Source organism: Luteolibacter sp. (assembly GCF_039920825.1).
In the GTDB taxonomy this organism is placed as follows: Bacteria; Verrucomicrobiota; Verrucomicrobiia; order Verrucomicrobiales; family Akkermansiaceae; genus Luteolibacter.
On sequence record NZ_JBDSCX010000081.1, the window covers coordinates 15,709 to 32,636 of the forward strand.

Consider the following 16,928-nt stretch of genomic DNA (forward strand, 5'->3'; position numbering starts at 1 on the left):
TCTCAATGCGCCTTGTCAAAAACCGGTGGAGGCGTGTCCACGATCGTCCTCACATCCGGTGCCAGGGCATTGGGCAACTTGTAGATGAGAAACACCCTGCGAAGCATGTTGGAATATTGCATTTGGCGCTCGGCCGCCACCACCCACTGATCCTCCTGTTTGTAATAGAAATTCGTTTGCGCTCGGTTGTACTCATCCAACTTTGTGACTTTCGGCACGGGGGTGATCTTGCCGCCAGGCAGTAGGATCTTCTGACCTCCCACTTCCAAGGCGAAGTCCACCGATGTCAGATTCACCGCCTTGCTCTCCCCCCATGGGAAGGATTTGACGTCATCATCAAGAACCATCATCCGATAGGACGGCGTTCCGTGAGGCGCGGGAAGGATGATCACTATCAGGCTGTTCGGACCGGCGGGAATCTTGACGGTTGCCGCCAAGCCGGCCTGAGGATTGTTCTTGTCCACTGTTGGCGTCGTAAAAAGATTCAAACTGCCATTTTCAACAGTTACCTTTTGCGAATCCGTCAAGCCCTCCTCCGCGAGTTTCAACAGGGTCATGGTCTCTCCAACCTTCCCTACATAAAACTTCGCTTCAGGATTGGATGGATCATTGAGAACCGCACGAATCTGAATCGTCGAATCCTGTGCGGTAGCGGGCTTCACCAATCCCAAGAGGGCGGCAAGCGATGCCAATAATAGTCGGTTAGTCATGGGTTTTAAATTTCGTTTGGCGAGAGCCATTTGAACGACACCATCACGAATCTCCTGCCAAACGCGATGTTTTCAGGTGCCACAAGCATTGGAGTAACGGGATCGGCCGTGCCACCCGGGTAATTCGGATTCGGAACCCGTGCCGTCACGGGATCGGAAGGATTCACATACTCGGGAAACCGCTGTACCACCGCTTCGGCGTAAGCCCGGGCCACGATGTTTCCCGCAGCATCCGTAGCCTCCCCGCAAGAACGGATGACGAATGTGTCGGATCGGACGGTGGCCGCAGGTTCGAGGAGCTTCAGGATATCCGCCTGGCTCAACCAACCGGGAGCACCCGCCGCGGGATTCCCCGTGGCTGCCTTGGGAGTCTTGAAACCATAGAGTTTCGCATCGGAAACATTTGATTCCGCTACCGGGATTTGTGCCGTGTAAACGGAATCATTGAGGTGGGATTCGTCGATCGCATTCTGGAGCGCACCGGTTCGGCTAAGATCGGAATCGCTGCCGAGACGGCGGTTGACGAATTCCGACATGGAGAGAAACGGCCCGCGAAGCCGGACTTGTTTCACGATTTCGATGGCGAGTCTTTCGATGTCAGCATCGCTGAATTCCCGGTATCCATTCCATTCATTGCCCGCTTTGTCATCGATATTGCCCACGGCGAAGGTGCCATTGGTCGCGGAACCATTGTGCAATGTCATCGCCGGGATCGGAACTCCTCCATTTTGCTTTTTATCCAGCACCCCGCTTTTCGCCCACAGCGTGAGAAGATCGCTGTGATTCATCGATGACAGGACCGCCTTCCACGCCTGCACCCTGGTGGAATTCACATTGAACGGTCCCTTCACCATCTGATACTGGGCCGCGATCTTATAGGCGGAAGCGGTTGGTTTGCCGCTGCCCGCGAACAAGTCGGATTTGGCATCAGCCACCGTCCGCCCCACAGGCAAATACGCCTGGAACAACTGGGAGCGCAGGGCCTTGTTGTCATTCATGAAGTTATTGAATCCATCAACGGCCGACTGCGCGCCCGCCGGAGCGAAGGTGGAGAAATAGCTGCCGTCATAGAGTGCATGGTTCGCTAGAACCGAGTGATCCAGCAATGCATAGGAAGAAGTCACCCCACCAGGCTCGATCACTTTGTTTGTCGAGATCATGGGTGATGCATAGGAATTACCGATCGGCTGCACGAAGGCAGGCAAATAGGGAGAAGCCAATACATTCGAGCGACGGAAATCCGCGATCGCCTGAAGCGGTCCGGAAGGGATTTCCAGATAACTCCCGGACTTGATTGATTTTCCGGAGACCTGTTTATAGTTGAGCAAATAGTTCGTCCTGAAGTCAGACGCGATGCTGAATGCATCATCCGAGCTTCCGTTCAGCGTCACAAGATTAAGCTCGTGCGATTGCATTGCGGGCTTCTCGCGTGTCAAATCACTGGAAATCACCACCCGCGCCGCATTGTTATGGAGAAAAGGATTTCCAGCAAGACGACCGTCGGGAAATGATGCCTTCGAGCCCGCCGCCGTGGAACGGCTTCCTGTTCCATCGACCCCGCCATTCGAGGTTCTCGCGTAAGCTGAGAAAAGTGCGAATGCCTTTGCCTGGGTGATCGAGCCATTTGGCGTGGTATTTGCGGCATGCATCACCTCGGCCACGATTCCGTTGGTTTTCGGGTATCGCAAGGTTTCAGGAAGGATCTGATCAAGCACCGCCTGTGAGCCATAGCTGAAATTCATTCCTCCATAAGACTTCGTCACCCCCTTGGAAGTAAGAGTTGCCTTCACATTGAAAGCAGGCGCACCGGGAGGAGCGATGCTTTTGACCTCAACGGCAATCTGATCGGTTTTGTTCACATTGAGAATTCCACCCTTCAGCCAGTCCACGTCAAAGCCGATATTGGCACCCGAAAATCCCCGCTTGGCTTTCAGGGGAGCGGATTCACTACCTGTCTTGTTGTTCGCGTAGTCGGAATACGAGGCATTATCGTCACCAAATGCCTCGCTTGCATTGATATAGGGGCCGAAGACCATCGTTTGCCCGGGCTTCATGATAATCGAGCCGGTTGGACTCGTAGCGCTGGCACTTGGCCAATCGGCAAGCTCCATCCAAAATTCTTTTTTCCCGCTCGCCCCGGTAAACAAATTCGCCAAAGGCGTCAGTTTGTTTTGCGCAACACCATTGACGTAAAAAGTGAAACCCACGGGAGCATCGGCCACTCCGATTTTCATCCGATCAAACTGCAAATTCACGTTATAGGGATTATGTAGAGTGAATATCGGAGTGTATAGCAAGTGCCCCTCGTAGTCCCCCGGATTGCTTTTCCACGGACCATGTTTGTCCCTGACGATGAAACTGAAAAGAAGCTCAACCTTTGCGATGACGGGAGCTGGCGAATATTGCTGAGGCTGCACCAATGAAGTAAGAACAATGTCTTGTGCCGGAGCCTTATTGAGTTTCGGCCCCGAGTCCGGAGTAAGCAGTTCCTTGTAGGTATTATAGTAGCCCGCTAAAGCCGTCCAGTAGGGATCCGATACTCCAGTCACCGCGGTGCCGGAGGAAAAGACACTCGTTTGATAGACTTTTTTTCCGCTATAAGCGGGGGGCAATCCAATCGTGCCGGTGGAGGCATTGGTCGTAAGTTCGAAAAGAGATGTAAGATCCTGCTTCAGCCCTCCTTCACGAACATTCGTCATCAGTCCCAGCGAATAGGGCGTCACGTCATTTCGAAAACTCTTGATCGTGTCTGCATTGCCGAACAATTCAGCCTGATTCAGACTCACCACCTTGGTGGTGGTGGCCATTGCCTTGGCATAATCCTGAACATCGTCAGGAAGAAAGCCGAGCTTGGTCTTCCTGCTGTTTTCCATCACCGAAATATCCGGTCGGTGCCCCGCCAGCAACGCACGTCTTTGAGACAGCGTTTGGTTCAAGCTCGCATCCCTGTAGGTATTGATCCGCGCTTTTACCGACTCGTCGGATATATGCCACGCGAAGTTTCCAGTCCTCTTCCCGTCGCGTCTTACAATCACTTTGCCCGCCCTCGCCTTGTCGGCGGCAACGGCATCTTTTCCTAACGATCCCACTCCAACCAACTCGATGCTTTCTCCCGAAAAATCGGAATCGGGATATGCCCTGTCTTTCGGAGCGGTCAGGCTGCCATCGGAAACGAGCCAACCCTTGAAACCGGAACCTGAGCCAGTTTGCGATTGTTGGGTTTTCGGGCTGTCATAATCCAAGGTGGACGATTTGACATCAAAATCCCAAGAACCCCAAACGCCCGTCAAATTCGGCTTTTTAGAGCTGGTCGCAACGATGTCGGAAGGTGCGGTAATCGCCTTGTCCGGACCGGCGGCTTTTTGCAATTCCCCGATTGCCAGCATCAGGGCCATTCTGGCGTTAGCGCGTGCCTTGGCCATCGCATCGCCCTGACTGGAAACCCGCAGTGAGATCGAGGAAAGGGTAAGAAGTCCGACGGCGATTACCGTGAGCAAAATCATCAGGCTGAGGGTGACAATGAGCGCAAAGCCCCTTTTGCCGGAGGTTTTCGGTATGGATTTCATGGGTTTGAAAAGATTTTTTGATGGGGTAGCCACTGGAGAGATGCCGATGATTCAGTCAGCCCCCCGCAGAGTGACGATGTATTCACAATATAAAGAATCAGGACATCTTCCGCAACTTCCCGAGTAGGTAGTAAATGACCCGGATCAAGGAGATGTTGCCCGTTGACACAATGATGCCATCAGTCATTTCAATGAACTAACTCCACACCTCCGCGGGCTTCATCAGACTATGAAAGTTTAACAACCCTGATCACGCCATGCCCACACTGCCGTCGTTTTGAGAGGGGGGGGGTGGACTGTTGATGAAAATAAGAAGGAGTATCGTTCGATGGGTTTATTCGGCCGGAATAATATTAAGATCGGCAATACAGGCGAATTCCTCGCGGGAGTATCCGTCTACGACGACGAATTTCACAAAGCGGGCGGACTCGGATTTCGGCAATGACAATGTTTGACGCCCGTATTCGTTAGGAAGCTCCCCTTGGAGAGCCGGCTTGCCCCAGGTCTCGCCGAACATGCTGAGAAAGATCTCGTAGTGCTTCACTCTTCCGTTGGTTCCATCCTCCCGGGCAAGATGGGTGATCGCCTTGATGGAGGTTGTCCGACCAAGATCGATGATCACGAAATGAGGTCCCGGCGTCGGCGGATTGTATTGGCTGTGCCAGAAGGTGGAGATGCTGGAGTCGATGGCATGATCCGGATCGCCATCGCCGGATTGGAAACTGCTGGCCGTGATTTTCCATGACTTTCGATCCACATAGGCGGGGAATTCGAGCTGGCCGGTGAAGGACCCGCCATTTCCAGCAGTGCTGCGGACATGAAGGGTGGTGGGCTTCACCACGATGGCGGGTGTGGTGAACAGCTTCCACTGCGTGCCGTCCATGGAATACTCGACCTTGTCGCCATTAGCTGTTAGGTTAACTTTCCCTTCAGCATCGCGAACGGCGAGGACGGGGTGCGGCCGACCTTGGGGAGGACGGGTCCGGGCAATTTCAGCGATGTGAGGTTCCTCCTGCGGCAAAATTCTCAGGACATAGGAAAAGACCGATGGGCCGGCATTGACCCGATACGGCGGATCCGGGCGCGGGCCGCAACCGGCGGATCCAACGCCGAGCGTTTTTGAAGAAAGGCAAAGCACGGATTTGTTGCTTTTCGGGAGATCAACTGAATAGGGAACCGGCTCGAGATCCTCGTCGGCATAAGGCAGGGCGGAAAATTGCATGGGGTCGCCAGCGGCCTGAACCAGCAGCGTCGGGAGACCTTTGCCCTTGAGGGCGATCCAGCGCATGTCCTCGTGATTGCCACATTCCATGGGTTTGGCATACGGCGTCAGTTGATCCGCGACGCTGCTGGTATAGCGACCGATGTCCGACCCTCGTTTGCGGTCGGAGTAGTTTTCCATCGGACCACGGGCGAGGTAGTCAATCTGATCAAGCCGCTTGTCCAACAGCATCCTAACACCCATCCGGGCGAGATTGACTTCAGGATCGGAGGTGGAGACGGTGTTATCCACAGTGATGGAACCGTCCCCGAGGATGGTGAAGGAAGCGGTATGCGAAACCTTGAATTCACGCTTTCCGGTAAGGCGGGTGGACGAAGAGACCCGGACGGTGGCGGGATCCACTTGAACGAAGGAAAGTGAAAGCACTTCCGTTTTCAGAGCATCAAGGCCGAGTTGATGCCACACGTCTGAAGCCCAGATGTCATCCTTCTGGTGTTGTGCGCGAGAGAGTTGGAGAACGGGACCGCCGCCAGGCAGAAGCACGTTGGAACCCTCACCCGAAAGACCTGATAGGGTGCCGGTCCCATTATCGAAACTGGCGGAAAAACCTTCGCCTTCGATTGTGAATCCCCGTGCGTTTTTGGCAACAACGAGAGGCTTCATGCCAACGCTGTTGGCGACAGGTCCCGGCTGGGAATTGGGAATTTCAAACTGGCCGTTGGCGATTTCATAACCCGCCTTCGCCCAAGACTCATCCTTCACGAGCGAAACCGCGAGATCGAGATGATAGATGGCGCCTGGCGTTCGCTTGATCGTGGAAATGGGTAGCGTGATGGATTTTTCCGAGCCGGGTGCGAGGTCGGGGAGTTCGAGCACTCCGCTTTTAACGGGTTTGCCGTCTTCGGTGATGGTCCATTTACCGGCAAATTTCCCGAGGGAGGTGAAAGCATATTTGTTTCTGATTTTGAATTTTCCCGCAGCAGCATCTTCGGCGGCGAAGCCGATCCATTGATAGGCGCGCTTCAATTCAGGATAGTGCGGCTTGGGCGAGCGGTCGGAAAAAACAACTCCCTTGTGGATGAAGTAGCCGTCATTGGGAAATTCACCGAAGCCGCCACCATAAGCGATGAACGGGTGCTTCGGATCGCGGCGGTTCCAGATTCCCTGGTCTTCCCATTCCCAAATCGCACCTCCCATGAGCGCCGGATATTCATCAAACACATCGTTGTATTCACCCACCGACCCCATGGAGTTGAACATCGCGTGGGCGTATTCACATTGATAGAATGGCTTGGTCATGGTCTTCGAGAGGCCCGCCTGGCGGGTGTCCTCGATGCTGGCGTACATCCGGCTGTCGATATCCGCCGGATTCTGATCCCCCGTGCCGAAGCCTTCATAATGAGTAGGACGGGTCGGATCGAGCGATTTCACCGCCTTGAGAGCAGCGTGCAAATTCGGACCTTTGCCGCTTTCGTTGCCGAGTGACCAGATCACGACCGACGGATGGTTTTTAAAATTCTCCACATTGGCGACACTGCGATCCACGAAAGCCTTTTCATACATCGGAATGCTGGAAAGAACTTGCGCGCCATGGCATTCCTCGTTCGCCTCGGCGACCAGATAGATACCGTATTCATCGCACAGTTCGTACCACTGCGGGTCGTTGCTGTAATGACAAGTGCGGACGTGATTGCAGTTCGCCTGTTTGAGCAACTCGATGTCGCGGATCATCCGCTCTTTGGTAACGGTGTGGCCGGTGTCAGGCCAGTTCTCGTGCCGGTTGGCTCCCTTGAGTTTCACCGGAACGCCGTTGATGGTGAACAAGCGTCCCTTGATCTCGACCTCGCGGAAACCCACACGGGCGGAAACCGGCGAGCTTCCTGTTAGTCCAATCACAGCGGTGTGGAGATAGGGTATTTCCGCCGTCCATTTCGCGGGATTGGAGACGGGAATGGAAACGCTGACCGTAGTTTCCTCGCCAGGAGCAAGCGCGCCGACCGGGACACTCCCCTTGGCAGCGGGGACGGCTTTGCCCGCAGCATCGAAGAGCAGGACGCTCAGTTCACTGGCGGGAGACCGGGCCGCGCCGGAGTTCAGGACTTTCGCGCTGACCTTCAACACGGCATTTTGATAGTTCTCGTCCAGATCGGTGACGATTGTGAAATCACGAACGCGCAGTTCGGGTGGCGACCACAGGGTGACGTTGCGGAAGATGCCGGAGAGCCGCCACATGTCCTGATCCTCAAGATAGGAACCGGCGTTGTAACGGTAAACCTCCGCAGCGATCGTGTTAGAACCGCCTGGCTTGATATACGGAGTGATATCAAACTCCGCTACATTGCGGGAATTGCTGGAGTAGCCGACTTTCTCGCCGTTGACCCAGAGGAAGAAGGCTGAGTCAACGCCATCGAAGTTGACATGCACTCCACGTCCTTTCCAATCGGCCGGGATTTCGAAGGTCTTTACATAACTGCCAACGGGATTGCGCTCGGTGTAGGATGTATATTCTTTCGATGGCTCACCCATCACCCGCGGCCAATCGTTTTTGAATGTGTAGCCGATATTTCTGTAATAAGGGGTGCCATAACCGAGAACCTGCCAGCAGGACGGAACCTGGATCTCATCCCACTTTGAGACATCGTAGCCCGGCTTGTAGAAATCGACCGGCCGCTCTTCGGGGCGCGGGACGTAGTGGAATTTCCACTTGCCGTTGAGCGATCTTGCCAATGACGAGGCGTATCGATTCGCGGTGATCGCCTCCTTCAGATCGGCATAGGGCATGAGAGTGGCGTGCCACGGCTGCTTGTTGATGCCCAGAGTTTCGGCATTTTCGATCTCCGGAGGGAGCGGAGCGGCAGCATATAAAGCTGAGAACAAGAAGAGACAAAGGGCGCACAGCGCGCCTATCCGAAAGACGGCCGGAGCCTGCGATTTCGCAAAACAATACGTCGGAACCATACGGCTCGATCGAGGGTCTTTCATGAGACCAAAGAGTTACCCGAGATCGTTCCCGAGTTCCAAGAATGATGTATCCACGTGGGGATTTCTACCCAGACGGGTAACGACGAATCACCCGTTATCGACGATTGTATACCGTCAAACAGCCCTTGCACTCAACCCCGCCAATTGCGATGGCCGCTTGAATTCGCGTCCCTTAAACAACCGTTAGACCGTTCAATCCGCCGGACCACGGAATTTGAGCGCGGCTTCCGTCCTCGAATGGACATGCAGTTTCGCATAGATATGCTTCAGGTGCCAGCGGATGGCTTCGATGGAAACAAACATCCGCCCTGCGATCTCCTTGTTGCTCAGTCCGAAAGCCACGAGTTCGAGAACATCCTTTTCCCTTGAAGTAAGGTCTTCCACCTCCTTCGAGATCGCCGACTGGTTTCGGAAATACTGAATCACCTTGCGGGCGATTTCCCCACTCATCGGAGCTCCCCCCACTCCCACGTCACGGATGGCGGTCAGCACTTGTTCAGGAGCCGATCGCTTCAGCAGATAACCTGACGCACCGGCCCGCAAAGCGCTGAAAATGCGGTCGGGGTCCTCATAGACCGTCACCATGATCACCAGGACATTTGGCAGAAGTTTTTTCAATTGTGCGACACACTCGATGCCGGACATGGCGGGAAGCTGGATATCCATCAGAACCACCGCCGGGTTATGACGAGGCAAAAGGCGCAAAGCCTCCTCCGCGGTCTCGCAGGCGGCAACACAGGTGTATTCGTTTGACAGTTCAATGATGGTCTTCAGTCCCTCACGCGTCGTTTTGCTGTCCTCAACAATGGCAACCTTGATCATATATGCTCTCCTTTAAGTGAAATTCTGAATTGTATGTTTGTCCCGTCACGGGGACTCGTTTCGATCATGCAAGTTCCGCCGAGTGTCCGGATTCTCTCTTCCATGTTGCGGAGTCCGTCACTCCCCGGCCTGTCAACGGTTTGATCGAATCCACACCCGTTGTCGGCTAGGGAAATCACGAGACTGCCCGTTGCCACTTCGATGGTGAGATGCACTTCGTTCGCACCGGAGTGTCGGACGATATTGTTGAGAGCCTCCTTGAAGGCAAGGAAGATTCCGTGGCGCGTCCGCGAATCGAGCGGATGCATCGTGATCGCATCGTCAATTTTGAGACGGCAGTCGATTCCCGCCAGTTTCAGGAAGCGCTGGGCAAAGAGTGAAAAATACCCGGCAAGGTCGGCAACCGAATCGTAACGCGGGTTCACCGCCCATACAATTTCATCCAGCCCGGTGACCAGCGTGCAGCACAAGCCTTTGAGTTGGCCGAGGTAGCCTTCCTTCTGCTCCTTCGGAATCGCCGGATTGCCCATCAGGGAAGTCAGGATGCCGGCCTCGGTAAGACCCGCACCCAGCTCATCGTGCAGATCCTTCGCCATGCGGCTCCGCTCTTGTTCCATGGCGCGATGCCGTTCGACCAATTCGCGTTCTTCGATCTCCGCGGCAAGTTCGACCGAACGTCTGGCCACCGTCCGCCGGAGCAGGGTGACCCATGAGGAAACCAAAATGAGCCCCGTGGTGAGAATGGCGACAAGCGCGATCGTATGGCGCGCGGTCCACCAAGGCCCTCGTTTGATGACAACGATGTTGTCGGTACTGTAAAGGCGCATTTCAAACAGGTCCGAACTGGACAAGGTCCTGTCCGCCGTGGCGCTGATGTAGACTCCTGTTAGCCTCAGGATGCTATCCCGCTCGATCCCCTCCGGCATGGATTCACCGGAAGGCACGAATGCGACGAATCGATTCGATCCCGCACGCATCTCCAGCGCGCGCTCGTCCAATCTCACGGTGTCGCTGAGCAACGTCGCCTCAACCTCCACCAACGTGGAATCCAGGTGATCGTCGGGCAAGTTCCAGTATGGGACGTTAACGGGTGTGGGTAGAGCCAGGTGCCCGGTCTTCCGCGCCCGGGCCTCTAACAATGCTGGAGAAGGTCCGCCAAGCTGGGGAAATCCGGAGGCCTCCACTTCGTCACCCGGCGTCAAGACCGGTGCCTCGCGGGTCACCACCCGGAAACCACTCGTTCCATCGAAAAGGAAGAGTTCCGGCGGCCTCGCACACAGGAATTGCCCGCTGACCCTCACACGTTTGAGCGCGTTCGGGTGAGAGGTGAACAGCAGCAACTCCGATGGCCGGAGGAGAGGCGCGGAAAACGGGGCTCCGGACGCGGGTTCATCCACCGACATGCTGGCGTTGCCTAACATCATCGCGGAGGACTGAACCCTTCCCGTCTTACTGTCCCATATCGCGCGATAAACACCGCGGAGCCTCACCACACAACCCAGAAGGGACGCCTCTTCCTTTGCAGAAAGCCGGGTGGTTGGCAATGGATAGAGAGAGTCATTCAAGATGTTAACATTTCCACCGCGGGTCAGCAGTCTCAACTCGGTATTCGAAATGGCCGTGACCACGCCCTCGATCTGCACCATTTCCGCATCAAGACTCCCGCTGGCGAGTTGCTGTTGGGTAGGCTGCACCGCCTTGGGAAGCTCCGCGTTGCCCAGACAGGTCGCACGGTCCACATGCAGGACCGGCGAAAAATCACCCGGTCCCGTGCGTCCCACCACTTTCCAAAGCTCGGTCGGATGCGGGGAGTTTTCAGGCGTCGTGGACAGATAGTGAACGAACACTCCGCCGGTCGCATCCTGCATCACGAAACTTTTGGGAGTAACCATCGTCACCACCCCTTGGATTTCGACGTGGTATGGCTTCGCGGCATCCTCCCGCTGGAGTTGCCGCACTTCCACCGCTTGTGTGAGTAATTTTTCCTTGTCCAGCCCGTCTGACACGATCTCAAGCTGCCGCCCGTCAATTGCCAGGATTCCCGAGTTCCGCTTCAGTCCTGATATTTTGATAGTTTGATGGAGCAGGGCCGACGGATCCAGGCCGGTGCCATCCGCAAACGTCACGTGAAAGATACGGGAGTTTCCGGTGACTTCCAATTCAAGGCTGTTACCTGATTTGGCGGCATAATTTACGGTCCCCTCGAAAGCAACCCACTGGTCCAAGGTTCCGTCGTGAAGGGCGCTCGCGAGTGATTCCCGTGCGAACGACCGTGATCGACCATCCGGCAACACGCTACAGCTAACAGGAGTATCAGTCAAAATCACGCGCGCACCGTCGTCCGAGGTCAGGTAGAACGTATAGAGTCCGGTCCTCGGCACCTGGAGGAAGCCTGAAAAAACGAGGGCGGCCATTTCGGGACGGGATCTGACCCTCAGATCAAAATCGGTCACCACCCCCCTTGCCTGTGATTCCAGCATGGAAAAATCAGGTAGAGCCTCGAATTTGCTATCCAGGTAGGAAATGTATTCCAGTCCGGGTTTGAATTCAGCGTCATCCGGCTCGCGGTGCCACAGGGATCCGGGAGGCACCTTCTGGCGGACCATGCCTTCCCGTTCATATTCTAACGTAAGCGTGGCATCGGCATCGCCATTGAACCACTCGACACGAAGCCCCCGCATCCCCTCCTGCAAGAACGCCGTTCCCGATCTCGACAGAGGAGAATGGTTCCCGTCGATCTCAACCACAGGAGTTGTTCCGATCCTTATCGCGAGCGGGCCGCGGCTCACCAAACAGTTGACGACCGTGATGACAATGCGGTTGCCGACACGCAAATCGGACGGAAGGGACGGCAGCTCCAGCATACTTGTGGACGTTCCATCATCCAACGCGATCAAACGGAGACGATCGCTGACGGCGCATACGAAGCCTTCAAGCCGGAAGGTATGGAAGGACCTCTCCGTCGTTGTCACCAACTCACGCAAATTCAACAGCGAGAGTTGCGGAGTCTCCCCCGCTGTCGCATCCCCCGGCTCCGTCGACGCCGGCAATGCATTGGCCATCCATGCAAAGAAAGCGAGCAGGACGAACATGGTTGATTTGCAACGGTGACTGAATGCCATGTCGGTGATCTCCTTCATGCGAAAAGCGGACGGAACCATTTCATTTCGAGAAGCGTGGGGACCGCAATGATACGCCAGCCTTCAGAGAAAACACCAGCCATAAAGTTGTGCCATCCCATTGCTGAAATTCGAAAGGGATGATCATTTCACCCATTGGCTCCGGATGATGACGACCGCCAGTGACGGAATAAAGCCCTCTCAGAATCTTCTGAGAGGGCCTTGTTTACCCTATGGAAGCCCCCTCAGAACCCAAACTGAAAGGGGCAAACCTATTCTACGGCCAAAACTCAGGGATTAAGTCCGATCTTGTAGAAGGCCTTGCCGACTGGCGGTGCTGGATCGGTGTAGCTAGCTGTGCCTGCGGTGCCCGGGAAGGCATTCTCAAGCGTGGTCCACGAACCCGGCTCCAGAGTGGTGCTGCGCTGGATCTTGAACGTGACGCCTGTAACACTCTGCCACCCGATCACTCCGTTACTGCTGCTAGCAGCGAAGAACGAACTTCCTTTTGTCGGATCCAGTCCTAACCGGAACTCGGTGAGGTTGGCTGTGCTATCGTTGTCGAAGTCACCGGTCGCGGGCTGGTTCACACTGAGGAAATTGGTGTATTCCCATGCGTCTGCCATGCCATCGGCATCCATATCGTCTGGATTGGACACCTTGTTCGCCGGATCAGTGGAAGCAGCCTGTTCCTGAAGGTTGGTGAAACCGTCGCCATCGGGGTCGCCCGAGGCCGATTGGCTCAAGTCGCCGAAGTGGGCCAATTCCCAAGCGTCTGCCAAGCCGTCATTGTCGCTGTCCACCGCAGAAACGGTCAGTTTCACGCTGTCAATGCTTTGCCATCCGCCGAGGGACTTGAAGCCGACACCGATCGCTTTGCCAATCGCCGGACTTCCAGCTGGAATGGTATAGATGATGCCCTTGCCGTTTTCAACGACAAGGCTTGTTACTTCCGCGGCGGTCAGCCGGGTGATGACACCTACATCGTTATAGACGAGACCGGCCCTGATACTCCCGGCAGTGATGTGATCGAAGCTGACGGCGAATACATCGCCCGCCTGAGCAGTCCGGCCGCTGAGGTTATAAACCGCATTGTTCCCCTGGACGTAACCGCGCTTGATCCCGTTGGTGACGGGCGCTTGCGCTTCGCTTCCGGTGTCACCGGTGACAGTCGATTCACCTGCCCATTCGGTCCAATAGGTAACATCACCATCCGGATCACCTGTCCAGCTCGTTGCCTTTGCCGCATTCAGAACTCCGGGAATTGGGCCTAGCAGTTCGAAGCTGCCATTGCGGGTGTTGTTGTCGATGAGGGACAGCAACACCGGCGTGCTGGCAGCCGCGTTTGGATTGGTATGGTATTGGACGAGCTCGGCATAGTCCGAGAAGGTGTCTGCGTCAGTATCTGCAGAGTGAGGATCGCTCGGGGCGTTGCCGAAGCCTGTGTTGAGGGCGCCGTTTTCATCGCCGTCCGAGACTCCGTCGTCATCCGAGTCCGCGTCGAGCGGATTGGTGCCCGAGCCATCAAAGGCATTGGATGTTCCCAAAACCTCCGGTCCGTCGAGCAGTCCGTCATTATCCGAGTCATTGTCGTTGGGGAGGGTTCCCAAGCTCAACTCGTCGGCGTTGATCAGACCATCGCTGTCGAAATCGGTGGAACCATTTTGCAGGGCAAGTTCGGCAGGCGTCGGGAAACCATCGTTGTTGCCGAAATATTGGTCTTCGTAGAAGTCGCCGAGTCCGTCTCCATCGGAATCACCGTCGGCGATGTTCAGGGAAAACTCATCGACCTGCATGAATCCACCGATTGAAATCACGCCGATTCCGATTGCCTTTCCGATTGCAGGGCTGCCGGCAGGGATTCGATAGACGAGGTGACCAATGCCTGGAGTGCCAATGGTGCCGGTGTTGGTGATGGCCACGGATGCGGGAATCGCCGTGATCACTCCTCCGTTGTTGTAAACCAGCCTAACGGAGAGTTCTCCTGTCTGGCCGATATGTTTCCAGGTGCAGGCATAGACATTTCCGGCCGCAGCGATGTAGGGAGTGAGGTTATAGGCTGCATTGGTAGGCTGGAAGAAGGCGCGCATGGCTCCATTCGTTCCGCCGGGTTCGACGCCGGTGTTGTTGCCAATCGCGGAAACGCCCGTCCACTCCGTCCAATTGTCGATATCATTGGGGGCGGCGGCATCCCACTGGGTGATCTTGGCAATATTGGGAACCCCGCCGTTGACCGTTTCGAAACTGCCGTTCTGAAGAGTGTTGTTGATCAGGTCGTGCAGTATCGGCGTCGGGAAACTGGCATTATCGTTCGGGTTGGTAAGGTAGGACAGTTCATCGTTGTCGCTGAACGTGTCACCATCGGTATCCGCAACATTTGGATCGGTCGGTGCGCTGGCAAAAGCGGTGTTGAGCGAGCCATTCTCATCGGAGTCACTGACCTTGTCGCTGTCGGAATCCTTTGACAGCGGGTTGGTGGGAAGTCCATTGTAACTGTTGGAGGTTCCGGCAACTTCCGCGCCATCGGACAGGCCGTCACCATCGGTGTCTGCGATTTTTGGATTGGTTGCCCGGGCGATTTCCTGAAGGTTGGTCAGGCCATCGCTGTCATAGTCGCTGGAGCCGCTTTGCAGGGCGAGTTCGGCAGGCGTCGGAATACCATCGTTATTGCCGAAAAGCTCGTCTTCCAAGAAGTCACCCAGTCCGTCGCCGTCGGAGTCGCCGTCGGCGATGTTGAGGGCAAACTCATCCACTCCGGTCCAACCGGCGGGACCGGTCGCTCTAACACCAATGCCGATCGCCTTGCCGATTGCCGGACTGCCGGCGGGAATGCTGAAAACGAGGTGACCGATGCCTGCGGGGAGCGGAGCGGTGGAGTTGTACTGGGTGTAGGTATAGGCCGAGGCACCGGGTACCGGAGTGATGGTTCCGGCATTGTCGTAAACCAATTGGACAGTAATGATTTTCCCGGGGTTGTTCACTTGTTTCCATGTGCAGGCAAACACATTGCCGGCCGCCGCCACGTAGGTGGTCAGGTTATAGACCGCATTGCCATTCTGAATGTAGCCACGCAAGGTGCCATGGGTTCCTCCGCCCTCGACGCCGCTATCTGCGGGTGCGGTGGAAGGGCCGCCCACCAAGGGACCCCACTCCGACCAATTGTCGATGTTGTTAGGGGATGCCAGATCCCATCCTGCGGTTTTGGCAATATTGGTAACTCCGTTCCGGAGTTCGAAATCACCATTGCGGGTGGTGTTGTTGATCAGGTCGTGCAGCGATGGCGTGGGAATGCTCGCCGCACTATTCGGATTGGAACGATACGCCAACTCGTCATTGTCATTGGCGGCGTCGTTATCAGTATTCGCACTATGGGGATTGGTCGGAGCATTGCCGAAGGCGGTATTGAGTGAACCGTTTTCCTTGCCGTCGTTGACACCATCAAAGTCAGAATCGACCAGCAGCGGATCGGTCGGCGTGCCATCGAAAGCATTGGAAGTTCCGGCGATTTCGGCACCGTCGGCCAAGCCGTCACCATCGGTGTCGGCGGCGCTGGGATTGAGGCCTGCATTGAATTCGGCGAGATTGTTCAAACCATCGCCGTCGGCATCAGTGCCACTGCTTTGAAGGGCCAGCTCGCCCGGGGTGGCGGTCCCGTCGTTGTTGCCGAAATACCGGTCTTCGTAGTAGTCGGCCAAGCCGTCGCCGTCGGTATCGGCCGGCGGCGTATAGAGAAAGCTCAAGCGGACGTTGTCCACCTGTGGGTAGGCACCGGTCGCGGTGATCTTGATGCCGAGTTTCTTGCCGATGAAAGCGGTGTCTGTCGGCAATACGGTGTAGGTGCCGGTCTTGTTGTTGCCCACCGTGGTGCTGGCGACGGCCGGTCCGAACGCGGTGATGGTTCCGGCATTGTCGTAAACCATGGTGAGGTTGTGGGCGACCGTGTTCTTGACATCCCAGAGGAAGGTAAGCACGTCACCCGCCTGAATGACATGAGTGGTCATGTTATAGGTCGCATTGCCGTTTTGAAGGAACGCCCACTTGGTGCCATTGGTCGCCCCACCATTGGTTTCGGTTCCGCTGTCTCCCCTAACGGTCACGAAAGGGAATTGCGTCCAGTAGGTGACATCACCGGCTGCTGCGACGTCCCAATCGGCTGCCTTTGCCGCATTGATGGTTCCGGGCACGGGTCCCAGCAGCTCGAAGCTGCCGTTGTTATGGGTGGCGTCGATCAGGAACGTCTGGGCGCCCGCCAGCCCGGGCAGCAGGGAGCCCATCACGAAAATGAGAGCGGTTGGATTCTTCAAATGATTGCTAAAACGTGGTTTCATGGGTTTTGTTTTGGGGTTTCTTATGGAGATCATGGAAGCAAGACCGGCATGGTCTATCAGTCATTAAAAAGGGTTGTTGCATCGAGCAAACCCAGCGAGCATGCTCTATACTTAGGGTATTCCTCGACGACTTCTTAACAACTCCCCTAAGTGGGTAGTAATTGAGCCTTCGGAGAGGG

The 16,928-nt window shown here is 55.7% G+C and carries 6 protein-coding genes; all 6 read right to left on the bottom strand.

Annotated elements, in window-relative coordinates; all coding sequences use genetic code 11:
* Window positions 1-2: 2 nt before the first annotated feature.
* The 6 genes from ABIQ96_RS23130 to ABIQ96_RS23155 all read right to left on the bottom strand — a co-directional run bounded on the left by ABIQ96_RS23130 (window position 3) and on the right by ABIQ96_RS23155 (window position 16,749).
* Complete coding sequence (locus ABIQ96_RS23130; protein WP_348217022.1) at window positions 3-710, bottom strand: hypothetical protein; 708 nt, start codon at window positions 708-710, stop codon at window positions 3-5.
* 5 nt (window positions 711-715) lie between these two features.
* Complete coding sequence (locus ABIQ96_RS23135) at window positions 716-4,276, bottom strand: hypothetical protein (RefSeq protein WP_348217023.1); 3,561 nt, start codon at window positions 4,274-4,276, stop codon at window positions 716-718.
* A gap of 334 nt (window positions 4,277-4,610) precedes the next feature.
* On the bottom strand, window positions 4,611-8,375 hold the full coding sequence (locus ABIQ96_RS23140; RefSeq protein WP_348217024.1) for a glycoside hydrolase family 2 TIM barrel-domain containing protein: 3,765 nt from the start codon (window positions 8,373-8,375) through the stop codon (window positions 4,611-4,613).
* Between the two features lie 297 nt (window positions 8,376-8,672).
* Complete coding sequence (locus ABIQ96_RS23145) at window positions 8,673-9,302, bottom strand: response regulator transcription factor (RefSeq protein WP_348217025.1); 630 nt, start codon at window positions 9,300-9,302, stop codon at window positions 8,673-8,675.
* Window positions 9,299-12,442: an ATP-binding protein gene (locus ABIQ96_RS23150; protein ID WP_348217026.1), complete on the bottom strand. Its 3,144-nt coding sequence runs from the start codon at window positions 12,440-12,442 to the stop codon at window positions 9,299-9,301. The genes ABIQ96_RS23145 and ABIQ96_RS23150 overlap by 4 nt, the downstream gene beginning before the upstream one ends.
* Window positions 12,443-12,711: 269 nt before the next feature.
* Window positions 12,712-16,749 carry a hypothetical protein gene (locus ABIQ96_RS23155; RefSeq protein WP_348217027.1) on the bottom strand — a complete coding sequence of 1,346 codons (4,038 nt, stop codon included), beginning with the start codon at window positions 16,747-16,749 and terminating at the stop codon, window positions 12,712-12,714.
* Between the last annotated feature and the right edge of the window lie 179 nt (window positions 16,750-16,928).